Here is a 24,421-nt window from a genome sequence, read left to right as displayed (position 1 = left end):
GGTGAAAGGCCCGTTGCCTTCCACCCACTGGTGTCCACCGTGTCAGCGACTAGTGCCACACGTAGATGGGCCACCCGGAACTCGTCGAGCTATTGAGCTCGTCGTTGCCCTCGTAGACCGCGATCAGTTTGTGCGAGCCAACGGCGAGGCCCGACACCGTGATCTTCGCAACGCCGTGCTTGTTCACCGTTCCGGTGCCCACGACCGTGTCGCCGTCGTAAACCGTGACGGTTCCGGCGACCTGGGCGCCGTCTGCCCACACGAGCGCGGTCACCTTGATCTTCTGGTTGGATTTCGCGAGCACCTTGTTCGCAAACGCCACCGTCGTGGTGTCGGCCTTGACGACCGGAACCTGCACGGTGAGCGGAACCATCACCGAGGTTCCGGTGGGGGTCGTCACGGCGATGCTGACGTCACCGGAGACGTCCGCGGGAACCACGAGCGAGACCGTGGCCTGGCCGGTGAGGTCATCGTTGTCGGTCACTGTGCGAGTGATGTCAGCGGTGACGGATGCCGAGCCGAGCGTTGCGGTCACCGTGCCGGCAAGCGCCTCGGTAGTCGTGAACTCCAGGCCGGACAGGTCGAGCGTCACGGTCTCCCCCGCAACAAAGCCAGCAGCATCCGCGGGTGCACTTGCGACGACCCCAACGGCGCGCTGCGCGAGGTCGGGGGTCGCCGTGGGGTGCGCAACGAACCAGTCCACCACCGACTGGAGGTCGCTGAGACCGGAGTCAGCAAGGCCGACGCCGTTCTTAAAGGCACCGAAGTTGTCCCCGCCCGTAGCCAAGAAGCTATTGGCCACGACAACGTACGACGCCGCGGGGTCAATCTCGACACCGTTGAGCGTCATCGACGTGATGTGCTCGCCCAGCGCTGCTGTCGGGTTGAACGTGTACTGGAAACCATCGTTCACACCGAGCTTGAGGAACGGCCGCGAAGACCCGGCCGGTTGCCACTGTTGCTCGAGCACCTGGCGAATCTGCTCACCGGTGAGCGTCAGCGTCATCAGTGTGTTGGCGAACGGCTGTACATCGGCCGCTTCCTTGAAGGTCACGTTGCCGTCGGGGTCTTCTGCTGAGGTGCCTGCGTATGGCATGTCAGCGCGGAGGCCACCAGGGTTCATGAACGCGATCTGCGTTTCGGGCTTGGCCTGCTGCGCTGCCCACAGGTGCACGTCGGCAACCCAGTTGCCCAAGACTGATTCGCCGCCGCGCGCCTCCGTGCTGCCGTCCGACTTCAGTGCGCGATTGAAGTCACCGGTGATCGATCCCAGCGAAACCTTGCCCTTTTCGGCCGCAACGAGGGCGGCGGGCTCCACGATGTCGGTGAGAATAGCCTGGTCTTCGGGATAGTTGAGTACCCCGTTGGTCTTCATCGAGAACGTCTCGTTCGTCATCGAGACGAGCTGCTTCGTGGTGGGATCAACGACGATCTCCATGTCAGAGAACATCTCACCGTATCGCCCGGAGGAGATGACCGGTCGCCCGTCAATCACGTGGTTGTACGCGAGGTGCGTGTGGCCGGAAACAATAGCGTTAACGTCGCCATCAACCTGCGTCACGATGCGACCGAACGGTGACGCCGGGTCTGTTGCGGATGCGAGCGTCGTATCGGCTGCGCCCTCGTGCACGAGAAGAACGACCACATCGGCCTCACCGTTGGCGGGGTCGCCATCACGCAGGTCGTCAGCCACTCGGTTGACGTTGTCGGCAACGTCGCCGATAACGACGTCGGCAATCCCCGCGGGGCTCACGAGCGATGGCAGTTCGTTGGTGACGGCGCCGATGAAGCCAATCGTTACGCCGTCAAATGTTTGGGTGTAGTACTCGGGCATGATCGGGTCACCAGTGACGCGATCGTGCAGGTTGGCGGCAATGTATTGCCAGCCGGCTAGCGGTTGAATGCGGTCGCGAAGATCCGCCCAGCCCTGGTCAAACTCGTGGTTGCCCGCTGCACTCACATCAAGGCCGGCAGCGGTCAGCGCGGCAATCGTCGGTTCGTCATTTTGAATGAACGATGTGAATGTCGAAGCGCCGACGAGGTCGCCCGCCGCCGCAACAACGGTGTTCGGGTTGCCAGCGCGGATTTCCGAAATGGCGCCGGCGAGCGCCGCAATGCCGGCGGCATCGGAGCGCGGCTCGTTCTGCAGACGACCGTGAAAGTCGTTGAAGGTCACGAGGTTAATCGTGACCGGGTCGGCTGCGGTTGCCGGGGTTGCGGCAAGTGCACCGCCGCAGACCAGCGCGACCGTCGTGACGACGGCGAGACCTGCGCGACGGCGCCGCATGGATGATGAAGACATGCTTGTGGATCCCTTCTCACGGGCGGGTACGGCACAACGCCGCCCTCTCGCGCGAGCCTAGGGATCCCACCGGGCAAACTGCTCAGCCTGAGATGGTTCTCATCCTCTCAACGTGCAAAGTCGCTACATTCCGGCGCAATTCAGCCGTTTCTCAGGAAAGCGGATGAGGGAGGTCTCATCATTCCGAAGCATTGGTCACCAACTTCCTCCCGGCGAACGGCCGCAACGACTCGCGCAGCGCCACAATGTCATCAAGGGTCATTCCGGTGGCTTCGATGACGGCGGGCGGAACCTCCAGGGCGCGATCACGGAGCGCTCGCCCTTCGAGGGTAACGACGATATCGAGGCGTCGCTCGTCGGTCGCACTGCGCTGACGAGCCACCAACCCCATAACCTCCAGCCGCTTTACTAACGGCGAGGCTGTCGCGGAATCCATGGCGAGAGCATCGGCGAGGTCATTGAGCGTGCGCGGCGAACTCTCCCACAGCGCGAGCATCACGAGATACTGCGGATGAGTCAAGCCCAGCGGCTCCAGAATGGGACGATAAATCGATACGACGTTGCGTGCAGCAGTGACGAGCGCGAAGCACAATTGACTGTCTAGGGCAAGCATGTCGTCACGTGAAATCGTCATATCTGCATTCTATACGACCTAATGTTTAGTACACTAAGGAATATGCCTGAGAAGAAGCCGCTCCGCACGCGTATCCGCGAAGCCGGAGGCCTGTACACGTTCTTGAACTCACGCCTCATCAAGTTCGCTGGCCCCGCATCAGTCGGTCCGTACGAGAGCACGCCGGTTGAGTCGTCTGTGGCGAAGGCCTGCCCCCTGTGCGGTCACCCGATGAACGAGCACGAGTTCGATCGCTCGGGACCGAAGCCCCTCATGCACTGCCCGTCTTAGAGCACCGTTACGCGTGGCCGGCCTTCTCCATTTGACGCAGGTCACGCTTCAGGTCTTGCACCTCATCGCGCAATCGCGCTGCGAGCTCGAACTTGAGCTCTTGCGCAGCCGTCAGCATCTGATCGGTGAGGTCAGCAATCGTCGACTCCAGCTGGCTTGCGCCTTCAGCCGCAATGCCTTCGCGGCCGAGCTTCGGAGTCGGTGACTTCTTCTTCGCTCCCCCGGTTCGCGCAAGCATCGCCTTGGTGTCAGCGCCCTCACGCGCCAGCGCATCAGTGATGTCCGCGATCTTCTTGCGGAGGGGCTGCGGATCGATGCCGTGCTCGGTGTTGTACGCAATCTGCTTTTCGCGACGGCGCTCAGTCTCTTCGATGGCCTTGGCCATGGAGTCCGTGATGCGGTCGGCATACATGTGCACCTGACCCGAGACGTTACGAGCCGCACGACCGATCGTCTGAATCAACGAGGTTCCGCTGCGCAGGAATCCTTCTTTGTCAGCGTCGAGAATCGCAACCAGCGATACCTCGGGCAGGTCAAGGCCTTCACGCAGCAGGTTGATACCCACCAGCACGTCATAAACGCCCGCACGGAGTTCGCTCAGCAGCTCAACACGTCGGAGCGTGTCAACGTCGGAGTGTAGGTACCGCACGCGCACGCCGTGCTCTTGCAAAAAGTCGGTGAGCTCTTCAGCCATCTTCTTCGTCAGCGTCGTGACGAGCACGCGCTCGTCTTTCTCAACGCGAATGCGAATCTGCTCGAGCAAATCGTCAATCTGCCCCTTGGACGGCTTGACGACGATCTCCGGGTCAACGAGGCCCGTCGGGCGAATGATCTGCTCAACGACACCGTCGGCAATGCCCATCTCGTACTTGCCAGGCGTCGCCGACAGATAGACGGTCTGACCGATGCGGTTCTTAAATTCGTCCCATCGCAGGGGACGGTTGTCCATCGCACTCGGCAAACGGAAGCCATGCTCAACGAGCGTGCGCTTGCGCGACGCATCACCCTCGTACATCGCGCCAATCTGCGGCACGGTGACGTGCGATTCGTCAATCACAAGCAGGAAGTCATCGGGAAAGAAGTCGAGCAGTGTGTGTGGCGGCTCGCCGGGCTCACGCCCGTCCATGTGACGCGAGTAGTTCTCAATGCCCGAGCAGAAGCCCAACTGCTGCAACATCTCGAGGTCAAACGTCGTGCGCATGCGCAGACGCTGCGCCTCGAGAAGCTTGCCCTGGCTCTCAAACTCCTTCAGCCGTTCCGCCAGCTCATCTTCGATCGTCTTGATCGATCGCTGCACGACATCAGTTGCGGCGACGTAGTGCGAGGCCGGAAAGATCGGAACCGAGTCCAGCTTGTCGATGACGTCACCGGTCAGCGGGTGGAGACGGTACAGCGCTTCGATCTCATCACCGAACATCTCGATGCGAATCGCGTACTCCTCATACACCGGAATGATTTCGATCGTGTCGCCACGAACACGGAAATTACCCCGCGAGAAGTCAACGTCATTGCGGTTGTACTGCATCGAAATGAACTGGCGAATGAGGGCATCGCGATCGTACTGCTCCCCCACCTGTAGCGCGACCATGGCGCGCAGATATTCCTCCGGCGCACCCAACCCGTAGATGCAAGACACCGTCGACACCACGACAACGTCACGTCGCGACAGCAACGAATTCGTCGTGGAGTGGCGGAGTCGCTCAACCTCGGCGTTGACCGATGAGTCTTTCTCGATGAAGGTGTCTGTCTGCGGAACGTACGCCTCAGGCTGGTAGTAGTCGTAGTACGAGACGAAGTACTCAACCGCATTGTTCGGCATCAGCTCACGAAACTCGTTCGCGAGCTGCGCGGCGAGCGTCTTATTGTGCGCCAACACGAGCGTCGGCCGCTGCACCTGTTCAACGAGCCAGGCCGTCGTTGCAGACTTACCGGTACCGGTGGCACCCATCAGTACAACGTCAGTCTCGCCCGCATTAATGCGCGCCGCCAGCTCAGCGATCGCCTGCGGCTGATCACCTGAGGGCTCGTATTCGCTGATGACCTCGAAGGGACGGACGGCACGCGTGGGTTGCATGCCACCAGCCTACGCGTGCCCTCAGACACTCGGCGCGACGCGTGGCTAAGCGCGCTCCTCGCGACGATCTCGAGCGATACGCAGAAGCGAACCCAGGTCGTTCCATACCCGGTCGGCTTCCAGCAGCGTCTGGTCAAGTGACGCGCTCGTGTCAATGACGACGTCAGCGATTTGCAGGCGTTGCTCGTCAGGGATTTGCGAGGCCACCCGGGCCCGAGCCTCATCTTCATTCATGTCGCGAAACTCGACGAGGCGCGCAACGCGTTCTTCTGCCGGCGCGTGCGCCACGATAATGAGTTCCCACGGGTCGCTCGACCGAGCCTCAACCAACAGCGGCACGTCGTAGATCACCACGGCCTCCGGATCGCGCGCAAACGCTTCCGTGAAGCGCTGTTCGGTCTTCGCACGAACCGCGGGATGCACAATGGCATTCAGCGTGGCCACCTTCTCCGGTGAGCCGAAGACGCGCGCGCCCAGCTCCGCACGCTTCAGCGCGCCCGTGTCGTCCAGAATGTCGGCGCCAAACTCGGCAACCATGGCCGCCAACACCGGTGTGCCCGGCTCCTGCAGCTCCCGCACCACCGCATCCGCATCAACGACGATCGCACCGTGTTCGGCAAAGCGGCGGGCGATCGAAGACTTTCCTGACGCGATCCCGCCGGTGAGCGCAATGAGAGGCATACGCACCATCCTGCCAGAGCCAGCCCCGTGGTTCCGCGACAGCATTCCACACAGCAAAAAAGAAAACGGGGCCGGAACCATATGGTTCCGGCCCCGTCAGTTAATCGTTAGATCAAGCGTTGCCCGAGAGCTTCTCGCGGAGAGCTGCGAGTGCCTCGTCGTCAGCCAGCGTGCCAGCGGCAGCCGAGTCGCTCGAGAAGGACGATGCGCCTGCATCGAACTCGGGAGCTGCAGCCTCAGCCTCAGCGGCCTTGATGACCTGAGCCTTGTGTGCTTCCCAACGAGCCTGGGCAGCAGCGTAGTCCTGCTCCCACTTCTCGCGCTCGGCGTCAAAGCCTTCCTTCCAAGCGCCCGACTCAGCGTCGAAGCCGTCCGGGTACTTGTACTCGCCGTTCTCGTCGTACTCTGCAACCATGCCGTACAGAGCCGGGTCGAACTCGGTGCCGTAGGGGTCAACCGACTCGTTAGCCTGCTTCAGCGACAGCGAGATGCGGCGACGCTCGAGGTCGATGTCGATGACCTTAACGAAGACCTCGTCACCAACCGAGACAACCTGCTCAGCAAGCTCAACGTGCTTGCCCGAGAGCTCGGAGATGTGAACGAGACCCTCGATGCCGTCAGCAACGCGCACGAATGCACCGAACGGAACCAGCTTGGTGACCTTACCGGGGGTAACCTGACCGATTGCGTGGGTACGTGCGAATACCTGCCACGGGTCTTCCTGCGTTGCCTTCAACGACAGCGAAACGCGCTCGCGGTCCAGGTCAACCTCAAGAATCTCGACGGTGACTTCCTGGCCAACCTCGACGACCTCAGAAGCGTGCTCGATGTGCTTCCAGGACAGCTCGGAAACGTGGACGAGACCGTCAACGCCACCGAGGTCAACGAACGCACCGAAGTTGACGATCGACGAAACGACACCCTTGCGAACCTGACCCTTGTGCAGGTTGTTGAGGAAGTGCGTGCGGGTCTCCGACTGCGTCTGCTCGAGCAGAGCGCGGCGCGACAGAACGACGTTGTTGCGGTTCTTGTCGAGCTCGAGGATCTTTGCTTCGATCTCCTGGCCGAGGTACGGCGTCAGGTCGCGAACACGGCGCAGCTCGATGAGCGATGCCGGGAGGAAGCCACGGAGTCCGATGTCAACGATGAGACCACCCTTGACAACCTCAATGACAGAACCGGTGACAACACCGTCGTTCTCCTTGATCTTCTCCACGTCGCCCCAAGCGCGCTCGTACTGTGCACGCTTCTTCGACAGGATCAGGCGGCCTTCCTTGTCTTCCTTCTGGAGAACAAGTGCCTCGACCAGGTCACCGACGGAAACGACCTCGTTGGGGTCAACGTCGTGCTTGATCGACAGTTCACGCGAGGGGATAACACCCTCGGTCTTGAAGCCGACATCGAGGAGAACCTCATCGCGGTCGATCTTGACGATCGTACCCTCGATGATGTCGCCGTCGTTGAAAGACTTGATAGTCAGTTCGACCGCGGCCAGGAAGTCCTCAGCAGATCCGATGTCGTTGATGGCGACCTGCTTGGTGGCCAGGGCGGTTGCGTTAGTCATGTAGTGGGTTGTCCTTGTTGGATTGGAAACTCGGGCTTAGACTCCGTCAGCGACGGCGTGGTTGGACGCACGCAATCTCAGGCGTTTAAGCAAATGGATTTTTGTGTCACTCGTCTTGTCGCTTAATACAGCCACAAAGATGACACCTCAGCATATCAGAATTGACCCGCCATACGACACGCGCGGCGCGCACGCCACAGTGGGTGAAATCCAGGCCGCAATTAGGAAAGCGTGGCAGCCAACGCCGACAGCTCGTCGCCCACCAAACGCTGGGTCGTCCACTCGTCCATCGGGGCTGCGCCGAGCGAACGGTAGAGGCCGATAGCCGGCTCGTTCCAGTTCAGAACGGTCCACTCCATGCGACGGTATCCGCGCTCGCCACACACCGCTGCGATCGATGCCATCAGCTGCTTGCCGTAGCCGCGACCGCGTTCAGACGGGTAGACGTGCAGGTCTTCGAGCCAAATGCCGTGCGTGCCGGTCCACGTGGAGTAGGTCAAGAACCAAATAGCGATGCCGACGACGGAACCATCACGCTCGACAACGTGTGCGAACGCATGCGGGTTGTCACCAAAGAACGTCGACTCGATCGCGGCCACCGTGTTGAGGACGGCATCAGGCTCACGCTCATATTCAGCGAGTTCTCTGATGTGGTTGAGCAGCGCAGGGGCGTCATCGATGCGCACATCGCGCAGCACAGCGCCGTCAGTCAGAGTCAGGGGAAGCATGCTTCCAGCCTACTGACGCTGCGATGGTCGCCCCGGACGAACAGCGGGTTCAGCGCCGCGACCGGGATCCGCACGGGACACAAACATCGGCATACGGACGAATCCGCAGCCGCTCGATCGGGATCGCGCCGGCACAGCTACGACACACGCCGTACGTGCCGGTTTCTAGGCGCAGCAACGCTGCATCGACCTCATCGAGCCGCGCTCGAGCTTCCGTCGCCGCAGCATCTACGCGCGCCCACTCTCGCGACAGCGGAACACCCTCCGGATCATGCTCGTCGTCTCCCCCGGCCTGATCACGTGCTTCCGCCACCATCGCGAGCGATGCTTGGGCTGCGGCAAGAGCACGCAACGCCTCTTCGCGCTGCTCGGCAAGCAGCGCACGAAACTGATCCTCACGACTCTTCGGCATGCCCACACCATACGACGCCCCACCGACGGTGGCGCGTGACAAAATGACCACATGCCCCGCACCATGCTTCTCGACACCGCCTCTTTGTACTTCCGAGCGTTCTACGGCGTGCCCGACTCTGTGAAGGCCGCGGACGGAACCAGCGTGAACGCCGTGCGCGGATTGCTCGACATCATCACGAAGCTCGTCACGCTGTATCAGCCTGATGCTGTCGTGGCCTGCTGGGATGATGATTGGCGTCCGCAGTGGCGGGTTGACCTCATTCCGACCTATAAGACACACCGTGTTGTCGAAGAGGTGGCCGGCGGGCCCGACGTTGAAGAGGTACCAGACCCGCTGGAGACGCAGATTCCGATTATTCGCGACATGCTGACGTCACTGAATATCCCCATCGTTGGTCACGCTGGGTTCGAAGCAGACGATATTGTCGCCACGCTCGCCACTGTCGCGGGCGGCAACGTTGACGTTGTGACCGGCGATCGCGACCTGTTCCAACTCGTTGATGATGCGCGCGACGTGCGCGTCATCTACACCGCGCGCGGCATGAGCAACCTAGAAATCATCACCGACACTGTCGTGCAGCAAAAGTACGGCGTCCGCGCCGATCAATACGCGGACTTCGCAACGATGCGTGGTGACGCCTCCGACGGCCTCCCCGGTGTTGCCGGCGTTGGTGAGAAGACCGCCGCGACCCTCCTGCAGAATCACGGCAACCTCGCCGCCATTCGTGCGGCAGCAACTGAGGGTACGGGCATGTCAGCGGGCGTCGCCAAGAAGATCCTGACGGCGAATGACTATCTCGACGTTGCACCAACTGTTGTGGAGGTGGCTCGCAACGTCGACGTCACTCTCCCCCTGGTTCCGCTCACGCCGCTCATCGCCGATGAGGCCGCGCACGCCGAGGCACTCGCCGAGAAATGGTCGTACACGACGGCACTCGAGCGTTTTCGCGCAGCCATCGCGCCGCGCGGCTAGCCCAATGAAAACGAAACGGAGCACCCCAGCTTTCGGCTCGGGGCGCTCCGTTCTTGCGCCTTCCTGGCTAACCTGCGGCGGCGAATGACTGCGTCACGCGCACCCACTCGTCGAGCTTGGCCGCGGCAGCTCCACTATCCAGCGCGGCTACTGCCTGGTCGCGACCCTCAGCGAGACGTTCAACCATGGAGCGTTGCGCCTGTGATGCATCATGCGAGAGGCGGTAGGAAACAATGCCAGCGGCAGCATTCAGGAGCACGATGTTGCGGATCGGCCCTTCCTTGCCGGCGAGAACGTCGCGAACGACCTGCGCGTTGTACGCGGGATCGCCGCCCCGGATGTCGCTAATAGAGGCATAAGCAAACCCGAGGTCACGAGGGTCGAGGTCGTGTTCGTGAATATCACCACGCGACACTTCCCAAATGCGGCTGTGGCCGGTGATCGTCAGCTCGTCCAGGCCATCGTCGCCGCGGAACACGAGTGCCGTGGCGCCACGCGTACGGAAGACGCCGGTAATGAGCGGAACGCGGTCAAGCTGCGCAACACCCACGGCGTTGGCTTCGGCGCGCGCGGGGTTGCACAGCGGACCGAGGATGTTGAACACGGTCGGCACGCCCAGCTCAGAGCGCGTCGGGCCAGCGAAGCGGAAGCCCGGGTGGAAAGCAGCAGCCCATACAAAGGAGAGGCCAACCTTCTCGAGAACCTCGGCGACCTGCTCGGGTGTGGTGTTGAGGTTGACGCCCAAAGCGCTCACGACATCCGAAGCACCGGAAGATGACGTTGCCGCACGGTTGCCGTGCTTAACGACCGGAACACCGCTCGCCGCGCACACAATCGACGCCATCGTGGACACGTTGACGGTGCCGTAACGGTCACCACCGGTTCCGACGATGTCAAGAACGTCGGCCGGCACGGGCAGACCATGCGCAGATTCCAGGATCGCGTCACGGAAGCCCACGATCTCATCAACCGTCTCCCCTTTGGCGCGTAGCGCGACGAGGAAGCCACCCAACTGGGATTCGGTCGCGCGGCCCTGCATGATCTCCCGCATGGCCCAGGTCGACTCCCCGACGCTGAGGTCTTTGCCCTCTAGAAGGGTTGTCAAAATATGGGGCCAGGAGATCTCATCGAACATTGTTCAATATTAGCGAGGCGCGACACGCCGACAGTGCGTCGGTAACGTTCCGTGTCTTTACGCGGCTCACAGACGCACTGTGCCTGATACAAGGCAGGTTCCCAGGCACTTGTAAGGATGCCCTAAGTTCGCTTTAAGCCCGTTTGATCCGGCCCGATGCATAAAACACGCTCGGTTATCGGCCATAATGGAAGGGTGACGAGCACAGTGACGCATGCCCCGGCGGCAAAAACAGTTAAGAGGCCAGACCCGGTTTCGGTCGGTACCATCGTGTGGCTTGGTAGCGAGGTTATGTTCTTCGCTGGCCTGTTTGCCATCTACTTCACGCTTCGGAGTACTTCTCCCGAGCTGTGGGCGGCCCGCACCGAACTCCTGAACATTCCGTTCGCAACGGTAAACACCCTGATCCTGGTGGCGTCTTCGTTCACCTGCCAGATGGGTGTCTTCGCTGCTGAGCGCTTCCAGCCGTACTCGGGACTCTCCGAGGGCAAGAAGCGTATGGGTATGGTTCCGTGGTTCTGGATCACCTTCGCACTCGGCGCGATCTTCGTCGCCGGTCAGGTCTGGGAGTACACCACCCTGGTGGTTGAGGGGCTGCCGATTCAGGCTGACTCCTACGCTTCGGCCTTCTACATCACGACGGGCTTCCACGCCCTGCACGTGACCGGTGGTCTGATTGCGTTCCTCCTCGTCATCGGACGCGCGTACGCGGTGAAGAACTTCCGTCACAAGGAAGCCACCACGGCCATCGTCGTGTCCTACTACTGGCACTTCGTCGACGTGGTCTGGATTGTCCTGTTCCTCGTCATCTACTTCCTCAAGTAAGAAAGCAGAGCTGAACTCGATATGTCACGCGAGAAGAAGACCCGTGCTGGCGGCCGTCGTAGCCGCATGGCCACCGTTGCCCTGATCGGCATCGGCCTGCTTTTGACGGGTGGAGTATACGCTGGCGCTTCCGCCGCCATGGCCGCTACCCCCTCGTCGACGGCAGCCACCGAGCTGACGGTTGACGACGGCAAGAAGCTCTTCCAGGCAAACTGTGCAACCTGCCACGGCATGAACCTCGAAGGTACCGAAGCAGGTCCCGGCCTCATCGGTACCGGCGAACTCGCTGTCGAGTTCCAGATGGCAACCGGTCGCATGCCGATGCAGTCACAGTCACCGCAGGCACCGCAGAAGGCTCCCCAGTTCACCGACGAGCAGATCGCTGCCGTTGCTGCTTGGATTCAGCAGGAAGGTGGCGGCGCCACGTTCCCCGACGAGCGCATTCTTGACGGTGGCGGCGATGTCGCAGCCGGCGCTGAGCTGTTCCGCATTAACTGCGCCATGTGCCACAACGTTGCCGGTGCAGGTGGTGCACTGACCGAGGGTAAGTACGCCCCGTCGGTTATGAACACCTCCGCTCTGCACCTTTACGCAGCCATGGTTACCGGCCCGCAGAACATGCCGGTCTTCAACGACATGACCCTGACCGAAGATGAAAAGCGTGACCTGATCTCCGCTGTTCTCTACATGCAGAACGAGCCCTCCCCCGGTGGAATGACGCTCGGATCGCTCGGCCCCGTGTCTGAAGGTCTGTTCGTTTGGATTTTTGGAATCGGCGCGCTCGTTGCACTCACTGTGTGGATCACCGCGAAGTCCAACTAACGCAGGTTCATTTTTAAGCTTTGAGATACGAGGAGCACAATGACTCACGTGGATGACCCGAAGGCGCTGGAGCACAGCTACCAGCCTTCATCGGGCATCGCCGTCAAGGTCGATGACCCTGCTGTAAACCCCGGTTTGCCGCCGCACCGCGAGCGGATGACCGACAAAGACCCGAAGGCTGAGAAGCGTGCCGAGCGCACCGTTTACTCGCTCTTCTACCTGTCGCTGGCCGGCAGCATTTGGGCGGTAGCCGCCTACATGCTGTTCCCGATCGAAGATCAGATCAACCCACTCACCGCTGTGCGCGCGAACAACCTGTACATCGGTCTCGGCATCGCACTCGCCCTCCTTGCCATCGGTATTGGTGCCATTCACTGGTCCAAGGCGCTGATGAGCGACAAGGAGTTCACCGAGGAGCGCCACGCTACCCGCGGCTCAGAAGAGACTCGCGCGGCAGCCATTCAGGACTTCGCGGACGCTAACGAAGAGAGTGGCTTCGGCCGCCGTGCGATGATCCGCAACTCGCTCATCGCAGCGATCGTTGCCAGCGTCATCCCGGGTATCACGCTCTTCCGCGGCCTCGCTCCGCACGGTGTTGACCCCGTCGCACTGCTGAAGGAAACGATGTGGGACAAGGACATGTACCTTGCTCACGACCCGTCTGGTGAGCGCATCAAGGCATCGGATCTCACCTATGGTTCCGTTGTTCACGTGATCCCCCAGCCGTTGTCGGAGATTCCGCACTCGGACGGCTACCTCGAGGAGAAGGCCAAGGCCATCGTTCTCCTGGTTCGCGTTCCCGAGGACAAGCTCAACGAGCTGCCCGAGCGCAAGGACTGGTCGTACCACGGCATCGTCGCCTACTCGAAGGTGTGCACGCACGTCGGTTGCCCCGTTGCTCTGTACGAGCAGCAGACGCACCACCTGCTGTGCCCGTGCCACCAGTCGCAGTTCGACATCACTAACCACGCGGCAGTTATCTTCGGACCGGCGGCACGCCCGCTTCCGCAGCTGCCCATCACCGTCGACGATGAGGGCTACCTGATGGCACGTAGCGACTTCACCGAGCCCGTCGGCCCGAGCTTCTGGGAGCGTCATTGAGTACCGCAAACAGCCCTGTGATTGACAAGGGCGAGAAGCAGGCTCCGCTCGGCGGCAAGTTCGTCGGTGGCGTAGCCAACTACCTCGATGAGCGCACGAGCCTCTCCGGCTTCGTCAAGGCGCTCGGTCGCAAGATCTTCCCCGACCACTGGTCGTTCATGCTGGGTGAGATTGCGCTGTGGAGCTTCGTGGTTGTGTTCCTCTCCGGAACCTTCCTGACGTTCTTCTTCGACGCTTCGATGGTCGAAACTCACTACACGGGTGCCTACGCGCCGATGGTGGGAATTCCGATGTCGGCGGCGATGGAGTCGACGCTCTACATCTCGTTCGACCTTCGCGGTGGTCTCCTGGTTCGCCAGATCCACCACTGGGCAGCACTCGTCTTCGTTGCGGGTATCGGTGTGCACATGCTTCGCGTGTTCTTCACCGGCGCATTCCGCAAGCCCCGCGAGCTCAACTGGGTCATCGGTTTCGTCCTCTTCATCCTCGCGATGGCAGAAGGCTTCACCGGTTACTCGCTCCCCGACGACCTGCTCTCGGGTAACGGTCTCCGCATTATCGACGGCATGATCAAGGGCTTCCCCGTTATCGGAACCTGGACCTCGTTCCTGCTCTTCGGTGGCGAGTTCCCGGGCACTGAGATCGTCGGCCGCCTGTACACGCTGCACATCCTGATTCTGCCGCTGCTGGTGATCGCCCTGATCGGCCTACACCTCGTGCTCATGATCGTGAACAAGCACACGCAGTTCGCTGGCCCCGGCCGCTCGAACGACAACGTCGTGGGTTACCCGATGATGCCGGTTTACATGTCGAAGATGGGCGGCTTCCTGTTCATCACGTTCGGTGTGATCGTGTTGATCGCGTCGCTCTTCCAGATCAACCCGGTCTGGAACTACGGCCCGTACGACCCGTCGCCGGTTTCGGCTGGTACGCAGCCTGACTGGTACATCGGATTTGCTGACGGCATGCTGCGTCTGGCTCCGCCGAACTGGGATGTCGTGATCTTCAACCACACGCTCTCGCTCGGTATTCTGATCCCGGTCGCGATCATCGGTGTGTTCATCCTGCTCGTCCTCTTCTACCCCTTCATCGAGGCGTGGATCACGGGCGACAAGCGCGAGCACCACATCGCTCAGCGCCCGCGTCAGGCAGCAACCCGTACCGCTATCGGTGCGGCTGGTGTCACGATGTACGCAGTCATGTGGGCGGCAGCTTCGTCTGACCTCATGGCAACGCACTTCAGCCTCACCATGGAAGGCGTTATCCACGCACTGCAGGCTCTCCTCTTCCTCGGCCCGATCCTCGCGTACTTCATCACGAAGCGCATCGCGATCGCACTGCAGAAGAAGGACCGCGAGATTGCCCTCCACGGTTACGAGTCGGGCCGTATCGTCCGCCTCCCCGGTGGCGAGTACATCGAAGTTCACCAGCCGGTGGACGAGTACGAAATGGTCAAGCTGGTCGACTACCAGACCTACGAGCCCCTGGTTGTTCGCCCGAACGACAAGGGCCGGATCCCGGCAATGCAGAAGTTCCGTGCGGCACTGTCGCGCTGGTTCTTCGAAGACCGTCTCGCACCGGTCACGCAGGCCGAGCTCGACGAGGCAGCTTCGCACCACGCACACGGTGTTGCCGGTCACGGCGAAACCGCCGAGGTCGAAGCTGGCGCAGACAGCAAGAACTAAGTAATGCCAGAAGGGCCCCGATCTTCGGATCGGGGCCCTTCTGTTTCACCCTCCTCCCCTACGAAGGCCCGCCGTGATTACCTCGCAGTACACCGCACTCGCCGCTGAGGCGTCTGCTGAGATCGAAGTACTTCGGTCCCGTTTTCTCTGCACGCTAACGCCGGTGTCGAGCGATGACGAGGCCCGTGCCGTCTGGGCCGGAACCAAAGAGAAGTTTCACGACGCGCGTCACCATTGCCTCGCGTTCGTGATCGGCCCCGACCGGTCGCTACGACGCTCAAGCGACGACGGTGAACCCGGCGGCACCGCGGGCGCCCCGATGCTCGACGTGCTCGATGGTTCCGGAGTCAGCGACGTCGTCGCCGTCGTCACACGCTGGTTTGGCGGTACGCTCCTCGGCACGGGCGGTCTCATCCGCGCCTACTCCGATGCTGTGCGCGCGGGCGTCGACGTCGCGAAGACGGTGCGCCGCGAACTCATGCTCGAACAACGTCTGACGCTCCCCCTGGTCTCGGCCGGCGCTGTGGAGGCTGATCTTCGCCGCCGCGGCTTCACGATCATTGACACAATATGGGGCGCCGACGTGACACTCACGGTCGGCTCCGACAGCGACACCGCGCCCTCGCTCGCCGGTATCCTCGCGGCGCTCACCGCGGGTTCGGTGGTTCCCGAGCCCAGCGGCACCCGCTGGGTCACGGCGTCATAATCACTGCGAGAATAGAACCGTGAGCGTTGTTTCTGTCGTGCCGGGCGTCGTGCTGTCGCGGGCCGAGTGGACAGCGCTGGAGACCGCGCATCATCAGCGCGCCGACGCCCTCACCGCCGGGCATCGCGAGCGCACTCTGCGCGGCGAAACTCATCCCATTTGGGACTTTCTTTTTACGTACTACTCGTACAAGCCCGCGGTGATGCGCAAGTGGCATCCCGGAGTTGGCGTCGATCTCGCCGACGTCTCCGGCACTGCCCGCGCAGATATGCGCTGGTACGTCACAGATGACGACGGAACCACGCGACTCGACACCGACGCGTTCACCGAATTGCGCGGTGCGGGTGTGCAGCACGTTGTGTCGTTGCTTCGCGCGACGGCGTCGCGACCGGGCCGGTTCGACTGCTTCGGAATGCATGAGTGGGCCATGGTGTATCGGCAAGACGAACACCGCCATGCGGTTCCGTTGCGGCTCGGCCAAGCCGGCACCGACGCCGTTGTCGAGGCGGCTGACCTGAAATGCACGCACTACGACGCTTACCGGTTCTTCACGCCCGCTGCGGTGCCGCTGAACGCGGTCGCACCAACGCGGCAGCTGCAGCTCGTGATGGAGCAGCCGGGTTGTCTGCACGCTGGCATGGATCTGTATAAGTGGGCACTCAAACTGGGGCCCGTCTTACCAGGCCATGTGCTGCTCGACTCTTTCGAGTTAGCGCGCGACATTCGCCTCCTTGACATGCAGGCTTCGCCCTATGACATCACCGCGTGGGGCTATGACGCTGTGCCCGTTGAGACCGCCGCGGGCAAGGCCGAGTACGTGCGGCGGCAACGTGAGTTCGCTGCGCGCGGTGAGTCGCTGCGGGATAGCATGATTTCGGCCGTGACAACCTTCGAGGAGATGGCATGACGACCGCACAAGACGTTATTGATGAGCTGAGCGCGCTGGAAGACCCGAAGGCGCGCGCTGTCAACGAGCGGCATGGTGACGACCATGGCGTGAACCTCACCAAGCTGCGCGGCGTTGCGAAACGCATTGGCATGAATCGTGAGCTCGCCGGCGAATTGTGGGCGACCGATGTGACGCCCGCCCGCCTGGTCGCGCTGCTCATCAGCCGGCCGAAGGAGTACACGGTCGCCCAACTCGACACCATGTTGCGCGAGTCGCGCACACCGAAGACGACCGACTGGCTCGTCAACTACATCGCCAAGAAGTCGCCCCTCGAGCCAAAACTGCGTGAGGCCTGGTTCACTGACGCTGACACCCACGTGCGTGCCGCAGGGTGGGCGCTGACCACTGATCGCGTCATCAAGAAGCCGGCTGGCCCGGACCTCGAGGGGCTACTCGATCAGATCGAGGCTGAGATGGTGGCCGCTCCCGGCACCCTGCAGTGGAACATGAACGAAACCCTCGCGAACATCGGCATCTACCACCCGCACCTGCGCGAACGTGCCCTCGACATCGGTGAGCGCCTTGAGGTGCTCAAGGACTACCCGACTCCCCCGAACTGCACATCGCCCTTCGCGCCGAGCTGGATCAACGAGATCGTGCGCCGCCGCGAAGGCGACAAATGACTGAAGCCCGGCCGCAGTGGCCGGGCTTCACTCATAAATCAGGTGTTAGCGACTCGTCGGAGCACCACTCGGGCGACCAGCGCGCCGACGCTGACCAGCCGGACGACCGGCCGGCTGCGACGGAGCGGAACCGTGACGCTGGTTGTCACCGTGCGAGCGCTGTGTAGCGCCCTGGCGCGGGCCGCCACCGTTCGTGCGGGGCGCGTCAGCACCACGCACGTTGTCACCGCGACGCGGGTTGTCGCCGCGACGAGCGTTATCCGTGTGACGCTGACCGCCGTTTGCGGGACGCTGCTGGCGGCGCTGCTGCGACTGCTCACCCTCGGGGCGACCGTCCTCACGACGCGGCTGACCGCCAACGCGACGCGTGCGCGACGGACGACCCGCGGTTCCACTGACCGCCCGCTGCTCGCGAGCCTGGCGCTTGCGCTGCGCGTTGGCGCCCTGCGATTTTCCGGTCGGCGCGGTCTCGAGCGGCTTGTTGCCGACGCCGGGGCCGCCGGCGCGCGGTGCAACGCGGGGCGCAACCTCACCGATCATGGCAATAACGGGCTCGCTTGACGCCGTTACACGCTGCGGCGTGACCTTGATCTTTGCCTTCTTCAGCAGGTCGAGGGTGTCTTTGCGCTGTGCTTCGAGCATGAGCGTAACGACATCACCCGAGTTACCGGCGCGAGCCGTGCGGCCCGAGCGGTGCAGGTACGCCTTGTGCTCGGCGGGCGGGTCCACGTGAACGACGAGGTCAACGTCGTCAACGTGCACGCCACGAGCGGCGACGTCGGTAGCGACGAGTACGCGCACTTCGCCCGACGAGAAGGCGGCGAGGTTGCGGTCACGGGCAGCCTGTGAGAGGTTGCCGTGCAGGTCAACGGCGGGAATCCCCGACGCGGTGAGCTGCTTCGCGAGCTTCTTCGCCTGGTGCTTCGTGCGCATGAAGAAGACGCGGCGAGCAGAACCAGAAGCGAGCGCCTTGACGATTGCATTCTTTTCGTCCTGGTCTTCGATCGCGAAGAGGTGGTGTGTCATGTCAACAACCGGCGCGTTGGCCTCGTCAACGGTGTGCTCGACCGGGTTGCGCAGGAAGCGCTTCACGATCTTGTCGACGCCGTTGTCCAGCGTCGCTGAGAACAGCAACCGCTGGGCGTTGGTGTCGGTGGCCGACATGATGCGGGTCACGCCCGGCAAGAAGCCGAGGTCAGCCATGTGGTCAGCCTCATCGAGCACGCTAATGCTGACTTCGTTGAGGTGGGCGTAGCCCTGCTTCATGAGGTCCTCGAGCCGGCCGGGGCAGGCCACGACGATGTCAACGCCGTCACGGAGAGCGTCTTCCTGACGCTTTTGCGAAACGCCACCGAAGATCGTGGTGACCTTGAGTCCCTCGGCCTTGGCAAGCGGCTCAATTGTGGCAGCAATCTGCGTCGCAAGCTCACGGGTCGGCGACAGCACGAGGCCCGCCGGGCGACGACCGCGGCGCTTTTCGCCGGCGCGCAGCGCACCGAGGCGAGCGACGAGCGGGATGGCGAAGGCAAGCGTCTTGCCGGAGCCGGTACGGCCACGACCAAGAACGTCAACGCCAGCCAGCGTCGACGGCAGGGTCGACTCCTGAATCGGGAACGGCGTCGGGCGGCCTTCGGCGACGAGGGCATCAACGATAGATGCGGGAACGCCGAGCTCGGCGAACGACATAGTGGTCTGGGTAGTCTGCGTAGACATGGGCTTTCTGAGCATGAGAACGCGACGGCGTCATTCACCGTCAGGCGGTGGAGCCAGCTCCGGCTCCGATCGCCGCGGTAGAAGAAATCAATCAGCTCAGCGGCCTAGCCTGCGACACATTTCGGGTTGAATTGGTGTGCAGTACCTGCCAACACTACCACTCGGTACCCGAACGACTGATGTGAACGGGCGGAGGCGGTACGCTTGGTAGGTGAAGGAAACAGAAGACACCGCTCCCGAAACTGACGAGGAACAGGTCACCTTCGCTGATCTCGGCCTCGATGGGCCCGTTCTTGCCGCGATCCGCGACCTCGGTTATGAACGACCCTCCGCGATCCAGGCAGCCACCATTCCGACTCTGCTCGACGGCCACGATGTCGTCGGTATGGCACAGACCGGAACCGGAAAAACCGCCGCATTCGCGCTACCGATCATGCAGCGCCTCGACGTCTCGCAGAAGACGCCGCAGGCTCTCGTGCTCGCACCGACCCGAGAGCTCGCGCTCCAGGTCTCTGAGGCGTTTGAAGCGTACGCGGCACGCATGAAGAACGTCCACGTGCTCCCGGTTTACGGCGGTCAGGGCTACGGCGTTCAGCTGTCGGCGCTACGCCGCGGCGTGCACATTGTGGTCGGCACCCCCGGCCGCATCATGGACCACCTCGACAAGGGCACGCTTGACCTCTCTGAGCTCAAGTACCTCGTGCTCGACGAGGCTGACGAAATGCTCAAGATGGGCTTCGTCGAAGACATCGAGACGATTCTTGCTGAGACTCCTGCTGACAAGCAGGTCGCGCTGTTCTCGGCCACGATGCCGGCGCAGATTCGCCGAATCTCGAAGAGCTACTTGCGCGAGCCGCAAGAAATCACGGTCAAGTCGAAGACCACGACCAACACCAACATCACTCAGCGCTACGTCATCGTCTCGCACCAGCAGAAGATCGACGCGCTCACGCGCATCCTCGAGGTGGAAAACTTCGACGGCATGATCATCTTCGTACGCACACGCGGTGAAACCGAGACCGTCGCAGAGAAGCTTCGTGCTCGCGGATACTCGGCCGCCGCCATTAGCGGTGACGTTGCTCAGGCTCAGCGTGAGCGCACCGTCAACCAGCTGAAGGACGGCAAGCTCGACATTCTCGTTGCCACCGACGTTGCCGCTCGTGGTCTTGACGTTGAACGCATTAGCCACGTCGTGAACTTCGACATTCCGACCGACACCGAGTCGTACGTGCACCGTATTGGTCGCACCGGCCGCGCTGGTCGCACCGGTGACGCGATCAGCTTCGTGACGCCACGCGAGCGCTACCTGCTCGGACACATCGAGAAGGCGACCCGCCAGCAGCCCACCCAGATGCAGCTGCCGACGAGCGAAGACGTCAACAACACGCGCTTGACGCGCTTCGACGACTCGATCACGGCTGCCCTCGCCGAGACCGATCGCATGAACAAGTTTCGCGACATCATTGCGCACTACGTGCGGAACCATGATGTGCCGGAAGCGGATGTTGCGGCGGCTCTTGCTATCGTCTCGCAGGGCGAAACTCCCCTGCTGCTCGACGAGGCTGAAGACGAGCGCATGCGCGAAGAACTCGCTCGTGTTGAGGGTCGCGGCAAGAAGACCCGCGACCGCGATGGCGGCGAAGCCCGCCCGCGTCGTGAGCGCAACTCGGGTGCTTTCACCGCCTACCGCATTGAAGTGGGACGCCGTCACCGCGTCGAGCCGCGTCAGATCGTCGGCGCCCTTGCCAACGAGGGCGGCCTCGGCCGCGATGACTTCGGTGCGATCGCCATCAAGCCGGACTTCTCGATCGTCGAGCTGCCGACCTCGCTGCCCGCGGGAACGCTCGACAAACTGCGCGACACGCGCATCTCGGGCCGCCTGATCGAGATCAAGCCCGACCGCGGTCGTCCGGGTGGGCGTCGTCGTGATGACGAGGCTGGCGGCTACCGCAACGATCGTCCTCGTCGCGATGACCGTGACGGTGGCTTCCGTAAGGACCGCCCCGCTCGCGACGATCGACCGCGTTACGAAGATCGCGGTGACGAGCGNTACCGCAACGATCGTCCTCGTCGCGATGACCGTGACGGTGGCTTCCGTAAGGACCGCCCCGCTCGCGACGATCGACCGCGTTACGAAGATCGCGGTGACGAGCGACCGGCACGCAAGCCGCGTCATAAGAACAGCGACCGCTAAATAGTCTTGGGGCGCTCACCGTTTCGGTGAGCGCCCCATTCTTTTCCTGCACCGGCGCTCGCACCGTCACCGACAGGGCTAGATGGTTCCGCTTCTCACGCGTAGCATGCGCGCATGAGCGAAAAAATGCACGGCGCTATGACCGAACAGCACATGCGCACCGGTCCCGTGCCCACCACCACGCACGCTGACGATGATCGGCGCCGGCACCACCAACGCCAATCTCCACATTGACCCGGTTTCTCGCGGTGAAGACAGTGAGATTCTGCGTTCCGGCGCGAACTTCACGGCCGGGCCCTGGCGGTTTGTCTACCAGCGCGACGAGTTTGCCGACCATGGTAGGCCGTACGGCGGACGCGAGGGCGGTTGGGCTTCGATGCAGAAGTCGCAACCCGATCGTCCCGACTACGCGCATCGGGGGGAGTCGCCAGCGCCGAAAGACTAACCGCTCCCAAAAGCGTGCCCCTCGGCACCGCGCGTTGACACTCGGCCGTCATGCCCGGCGTGGCTTGTCAAGGGGCTCACGTTCGCCTGCGAACGGGCCTAGCCTGCGGGTATGAACGAACGAATGCATGGCGCTATGACCGAACAAACGGTGCGCTCGACTCCTCCACCAACCACGAGCCATGCTCAGCGTGGTGCGGGTCATCCGCGGCTTCTGATAACCAACGAGACTGAACGAATGACCCATGAGATCGTCGATGAAGAGACCACGATTGGTTCGTCATCAACGTGCACGCTGACGCTTCCTGATATGGACTCGCTGCACGCCACGATCATTCACGATGACCGCGACGAGTATGTGCTGACGTTGCATGGCGACGGCGAAATGAACGCTAATCCGATGTCGAGTGCCACGGCCCCCGGTGACGATACCGAGACCCTACGCCACGGCGCCCATTTCACCGCAGGGCCGTGGCGACTCGTGTTTCAACGCGATGAGTATGCCGACCATGGCCGCCCCTTCGGTGGCCGCGTAGGCGGCGAAGGTTCCGATCAGCCGCCCCAGCCGAAGCGCCCTGATTACAGTGATGGAACCACGCAGCCACGCGCTGGGTGGGAAGTCCAAGACGACTAATCACGGTACAGAAAGATGACCGCGGTGGGCGGGGACGCGACCCGGCGAGTTCGCCGCGGGCGTGGTTTTGAATACCGTGCCGCCGATGGTGCCCGCATCACGTCGAACGCGCAACTGCAACGGTTCCGGGATCTCGTGATTCCACCCGCGTGGACCGACGTGCACATCGCTCGCTCCCCCGATGCCAAGGTGTTGGCAACCGGGGTTGATGCTGATGGCCGCACCCAGTACCGCTACCACCCATCGTGGATCGAGGCGGCGGCGGCAAAGAAGCTCTCGCGTGCGCTGGATCTCGCCGACGTTTTACCGATGGCGCGTCAAGGCGTGACGAAAGATTTGCGACGCGGAACCATGGAGCGGCGCGTCGTGTTGGCCGCGGCGTTTCGAATCCTGGACTCTGCACTCGTGCGGATCGGTTCGGAAGCGTACGAACAAACGCACAAGACGGTCGGAGTGTCGACCCTGCGCTGCCGGCACGTTTGGCTCGATGGCGCCGACATCAGGTTACGATTTCGCGCCAAGGGTGGTCTGCGATGGGACTCCGAACTCCATGACCCCGATCTTGCCGCCGTGCTCAAGACGCTGGCGAATCGCGGACCGAGCAAGCGGCTCCTCGCGTGGCAGGATGACATCGGTTGGCATCCGCTGCGGGCTCCCGAAGTGAACGCCGACGTGCGCGACCGTACTGGCGGCGAGTTCACTGCCAAAGACTTCCGTACGTTGCACGGCACGTTAGAGGCTGCGCGCGCACTGACTGCCATCGGCTATCGGGAGTCTGAGACGGAGCAAGCCTCGGCAGTGCGCGACGCTGTGCGCGCTGCCGCGGCCGCGTTGGGGAACACCGAGGCCGTCGCACGCGCGAGCTACATCGACCCGCGGCTCTTCGAAGCGTATGAAACGGGCGAGGTGTTGCGGGGCGGCAGTCGCGCCGGTGTCACGGGGTTGCGAACACTCCTCGAGCGGTAGGCAACGCATCGCTTCTACCGAGTGTCAACCCCCTCGGCCAGGCAACTTCGGCTCCTTATCGTGGGGATATGACTGAAACAATCGTGGATCCACGTACGAAATATCATTCCGACGGATTCCCCCGCGACACCGGTTCTCAGCCTGGGTTGGTGACCGAAACAACTCCTCAGCCCGATCACGGCGAAGACTCCTACCAGGGCGCCCGGCGTTTGACCGGGCGGCGAGCGCTGATCACCGGTGGTGACTCCGGCATCGGGCGCGCGGTCGCCATCGCATACGCCCGAGAAGGTGCTGACGTTGCGATCAGCCACTTGCCCGCAGAGCAGGGTGACGCTGACGACACATTAGAAATCCTGCGGGCGACAGGACGCACGGCGGTTTCGTTGCCGGGCGACATCACTGATGAGGCGACGAGTGAGAAAGTCGTACGAGACGCGTTCGAGGCGTTAGGCGGACTCGATATTTTGGTGCTCAATGCCGGGTATCAGCGCAGCCGCAATGAGCAAGCAGCATTCAGTACGGCCGAGTTTGATCGCGTCATGAAGACGAACCTTTATGCGCCATTTTGGATGGTGCGCACCGCACTTCCGCTCATGCCGCCGGGCAGTTGCGTCATCGTCACCTCCTCTATCCAGTCGGCCTCGCCGTCGCCTGAGCTGCTCGACTACGCGATGACGAAGGCTGCGCAAGTCGCTTTTGTGACAGCTCTCGCCGATGAACAGGGTGCCGCGGGTATTCGCGTCAATGCCGTCGCGCCCGGACCGATTTGGACGCCACTCATCCCGGCAACCGACTGGCCAGACAAGTTGCCGAAATTCGGGCAGGACACCCCGCTCGGCCGCGCCGGACAGCCTGCCGAGCTCGCCGGCGCCTACGTCTATCTCGCCTCGGAAGACGCATCGTACGTATCCGGCGCGGTGCTCGCGGTGACCGGCGGTAAACACCTCTAACGCGCACCGGTTAGCCAGAATCGCCGCGCCCGTG

Annotated in this window: 23 protein-coding genes; 14 read left to right on the top strand and 9 right to left on the bottom strand. The window is 62.5% G+C overall.

The window, feature by feature from the left end; translation table 11 throughout:
- Positions 1–49: 49 nt before the first annotated feature.
- Together ACQUSY_RS08170 and ACQUSY_RS08165 are read right to left on the bottom strand one after the other, a co-directional pair.
- A complete protein-coding gene (locus ACQUSY_RS08170; protein ID WP_428903994.1) occupies positions 50–2,302 on the bottom strand; it encodes a 5'-nucleotidase C-terminal domain-containing protein in 2,253 nt (750 codons plus the stop codon).
- Between the two features lie 178 nt (positions 2,303–2,480).
- Complete coding sequence (locus ACQUSY_RS08165) at positions 2,481–2,936, bottom strand: MarR family winged helix-turn-helix transcriptional regulator (RefSeq protein ID WP_428903993.1); 456 nt, start codon at positions 2,934–2,936, stop codon at positions 2,481–2,483.
- Between the two features lie 42 nt (positions 2,937–2,978).
- On the opposite strand from ACQUSY_RS08165, the gene ACQUSY_RS08160 reads away from it, so the two are divergent.
- On the top strand, positions 2,979–3,206 hold the full coding sequence (locus ACQUSY_RS08160) for a hypothetical protein (protein ID WP_428903992.1): 228 nt from the start codon (positions 2,979–2,981) through the stop codon (positions 3,204–3,206).
- 7 nt (positions 3,207–3,213) lie between these two features.
- Here the strand turns inward: ACQUSY_RS08160 and uvrB are convergent, their stop codons facing one another.
- From uvrB to ACQUSY_RS08135, 5 genes are all read right to left on the bottom strand, one after another.
- Entirely contained in the window at positions 3,214–5,280 is a 2,067-nt protein-coding gene (uvrB, locus tag ACQUSY_RS08155) for an excinuclease ABC subunit UvrB (protein ID WP_428903991.1), read from the bottom strand.
- 45 nt (positions 5,281–5,325) lie between these two features.
- Complete coding sequence (gene coaE, locus ACQUSY_RS08150; RefSeq protein ID WP_428903990.1) at positions 5,326–5,961, bottom strand: dephospho-CoA kinase; 636 nt, start codon at positions 5,959–5,961, stop codon at positions 5,326–5,328.
- 112 nt (positions 5,962–6,073) lie between these two features.
- A complete protein-coding gene (rpsA, locus tag ACQUSY_RS08145; RefSeq protein WP_428903989.1) occupies positions 6,074–7,525 on the bottom strand; it encodes a 30S ribosomal protein S1 in 1,452 nt (483 codons plus the stop codon).
- 221 nt (positions 7,526–7,746) lie between these two features.
- Positions 7,747–8,253, bottom strand: coding sequence for a GNAT family N-acetyltransferase (locus ACQUSY_RS08140; RefSeq protein WP_428903988.1), 507 nt, complete (start codon positions 8,251–8,253; stop codon positions 7,747–7,749).
- 49 nt (positions 8,254–8,302) lie between these two features.
- Positions 8,303–8,665 carry a TraR/DksA family transcriptional regulator gene (locus tag ACQUSY_RS08135; RefSeq protein ID WP_428903987.1) on the bottom strand — a complete coding sequence of 121 codons (363 nt, stop codon included), beginning with the start codon at positions 8,663–8,665 and terminating at the stop codon, positions 8,303–8,305.
- A gap of 51 nt (positions 8,666–8,716) precedes the next feature.
- On the opposite strand from ACQUSY_RS08135, the gene ACQUSY_RS08130 reads away from it, so the two are divergent.
- Positions 8,717–9,640 carry a 5'-3' exonuclease gene (locus ACQUSY_RS08130; RefSeq protein WP_428903986.1) on the top strand — a complete coding sequence of 308 codons (924 nt, stop codon included), beginning with the start codon at positions 8,717–8,719 and terminating at the stop codon, positions 9,638–9,640.
- A gap of 67 nt (positions 9,641–9,707) precedes the next feature.
- Here the strand turns inward: ACQUSY_RS08130 and trpD are convergent, their stop codons facing one another.
- Positions 9,708–10,775, bottom strand: coding sequence for an anthranilate phosphoribosyltransferase (gene trpD / locus ACQUSY_RS08125; RefSeq protein ID WP_428903985.1), 1,068 nt, complete (start codon positions 10,773–10,775; stop codon positions 9,708–9,710).
- 156 nt (positions 10,776–10,931) lie between these two features.
- Here trpD and ctaE point away from each other — a divergent pair, with 156 nt between their 5' ends.
- The 7 genes from ctaE (at position 10,932) to ACQUSY_RS08090 (ending at position 17,486) form a co-directional block, all read left to right on the top strand.
- A complete protein-coding gene (gene ctaE, locus ACQUSY_RS08120; RefSeq protein WP_428903984.1) occupies positions 10,932–11,600 on the top strand; it encodes an aa3-type cytochrome oxidase subunit III in 669 nt (222 codons plus the stop codon).
- Between the two features lie 21 nt (positions 11,601–11,621).
- On the top strand, positions 11,622–12,422 hold the full coding sequence (qcrC, locus tag ACQUSY_RS08115) for a cytochrome bc1 complex diheme cytochrome c subunit (RefSeq protein WP_428903983.1): 801 nt from the start codon (positions 11,622–11,624) through the stop codon (positions 12,420–12,422).
- A 39-nt stretch (positions 12,423–12,461) separates the two neighbouring features.
- On the top strand, positions 12,462–13,523 hold the full coding sequence (qcrA, locus tag ACQUSY_RS08110) for a cytochrome bc1 complex Rieske iron-sulfur subunit (RefSeq protein ID WP_428903982.1): 1,062 nt from the start codon (positions 12,462–12,464) through the stop codon (positions 13,521–13,523).
- On the top strand, positions 13,520–15,208 hold the full coding sequence (qcrB, locus tag ACQUSY_RS08105; protein ID WP_428903981.1) for a cytochrome bc1 complex cytochrome b subunit: 1,689 nt from the start codon (positions 13,520–13,522) through the stop codon (positions 15,206–15,208). The genes qcrA and qcrB overlap by 4 nt, the downstream gene beginning before the upstream one ends.
- Before the next feature lie 73 nt (positions 15,209–15,281).
- On the top strand, positions 15,282–15,914 hold the full coding sequence (locus ACQUSY_RS08100) for an IMPACT family protein (protein WP_428903980.1): 633 nt from the start codon (positions 15,282–15,284) through the stop codon (positions 15,912–15,914).
- A gap of 19 nt (positions 15,915–15,933) precedes the next feature.
- A complete protein-coding gene (locus ACQUSY_RS08095; RefSeq protein WP_428903979.1) occupies positions 15,934–16,821 on the top strand; it encodes a 3-methyladenine DNA glycosylase in 888 nt (295 codons plus the stop codon).
- Positions 16,818–17,486: a DNA alkylation repair protein gene (locus tag ACQUSY_RS08090; RefSeq protein ID WP_428903978.1), complete on the top strand. Its 669-nt coding sequence runs from the start codon at positions 16,818–16,820 to the stop codon at positions 17,484–17,486. The genes ACQUSY_RS08095 and ACQUSY_RS08090 overlap by 4 nt, the downstream gene beginning before the upstream one ends.
- 45 nt (positions 17,487–17,531) lie before the next feature.
- Here the strand turns inward: ACQUSY_RS08090 and ACQUSY_RS08085 are convergent, their stop codons facing one another.
- Positions 17,532–19,199, bottom strand: a complete 1,668-nt coding sequence (locus ACQUSY_RS08085) for a DEAD/DEAH box helicase (protein ID WP_428903977.1) — start codon at positions 19,197–19,199, stop codon at positions 17,532–17,534.
- 211 nt (positions 19,200–19,410) lie between these two features.
- On the opposite strand from ACQUSY_RS08085, the gene ACQUSY_RS08080 reads away from it, so the two are divergent.
- From ACQUSY_RS08080 to ACQUSY_RS08060, 5 genes are all read left to right on the top strand, one after another.
- Positions 19,411–21,393 carry a DEAD/DEAH box helicase gene (locus ACQUSY_RS08080; RefSeq protein ID WP_428903976.1) on the top strand — a complete coding sequence of 661 codons (1,983 nt, stop codon included), beginning with the start codon at positions 19,411–19,413 and terminating at the stop codon, positions 21,391–21,393.
- 193 nt (positions 21,394–21,586) lie between these two features.
- Positions 21,587–21,838, top strand: a complete 252-nt coding sequence (locus ACQUSY_RS08075; RefSeq protein WP_428903975.1) for a hypothetical protein — start codon at positions 21,587–21,589, stop codon at positions 21,836–21,838.
- 237 nt (positions 21,839–22,075) lie between these two features.
- Positions 22,076–22,471: an FHA domain-containing protein gene (locus ACQUSY_RS08070; protein WP_428903974.1), complete on the top strand. Its 396-nt coding sequence runs from the start codon at positions 22,076–22,078 to the stop codon at positions 22,469–22,471.
- A 15-nt stretch (positions 22,472–22,486) separates the two neighbouring features.
- Entirely contained in the window at positions 22,487–23,437 is a 951-nt protein-coding gene (locus ACQUSY_RS08065) for a DNA topoisomerase IB (RefSeq protein WP_428903973.1), read from the top strand.
- Between the two features lie 68 nt (positions 23,438–23,505).
- Entirely contained in the window at positions 23,506–24,387 is an 882-nt protein-coding gene (locus tag ACQUSY_RS08060; protein WP_428903972.1) for an SDR family oxidoreductase, read from the top strand.
- The last annotated feature ends 34 nt before the right edge of the window (positions 24,388–24,421 follow it).

Origin of the sequence: Microbacterium daqui (assembly GCF_050408675.1) — a bacterium.
GTDB lineage: Bacteria > Actinomycetota > Actinomycetes > Actinomycetales > Microbacteriaceae > Microbacterium.
Note: the sequence above shows the minus strand (reverse complement) of the source record. Positions and strands in the feature narration are given on the sequence as shown.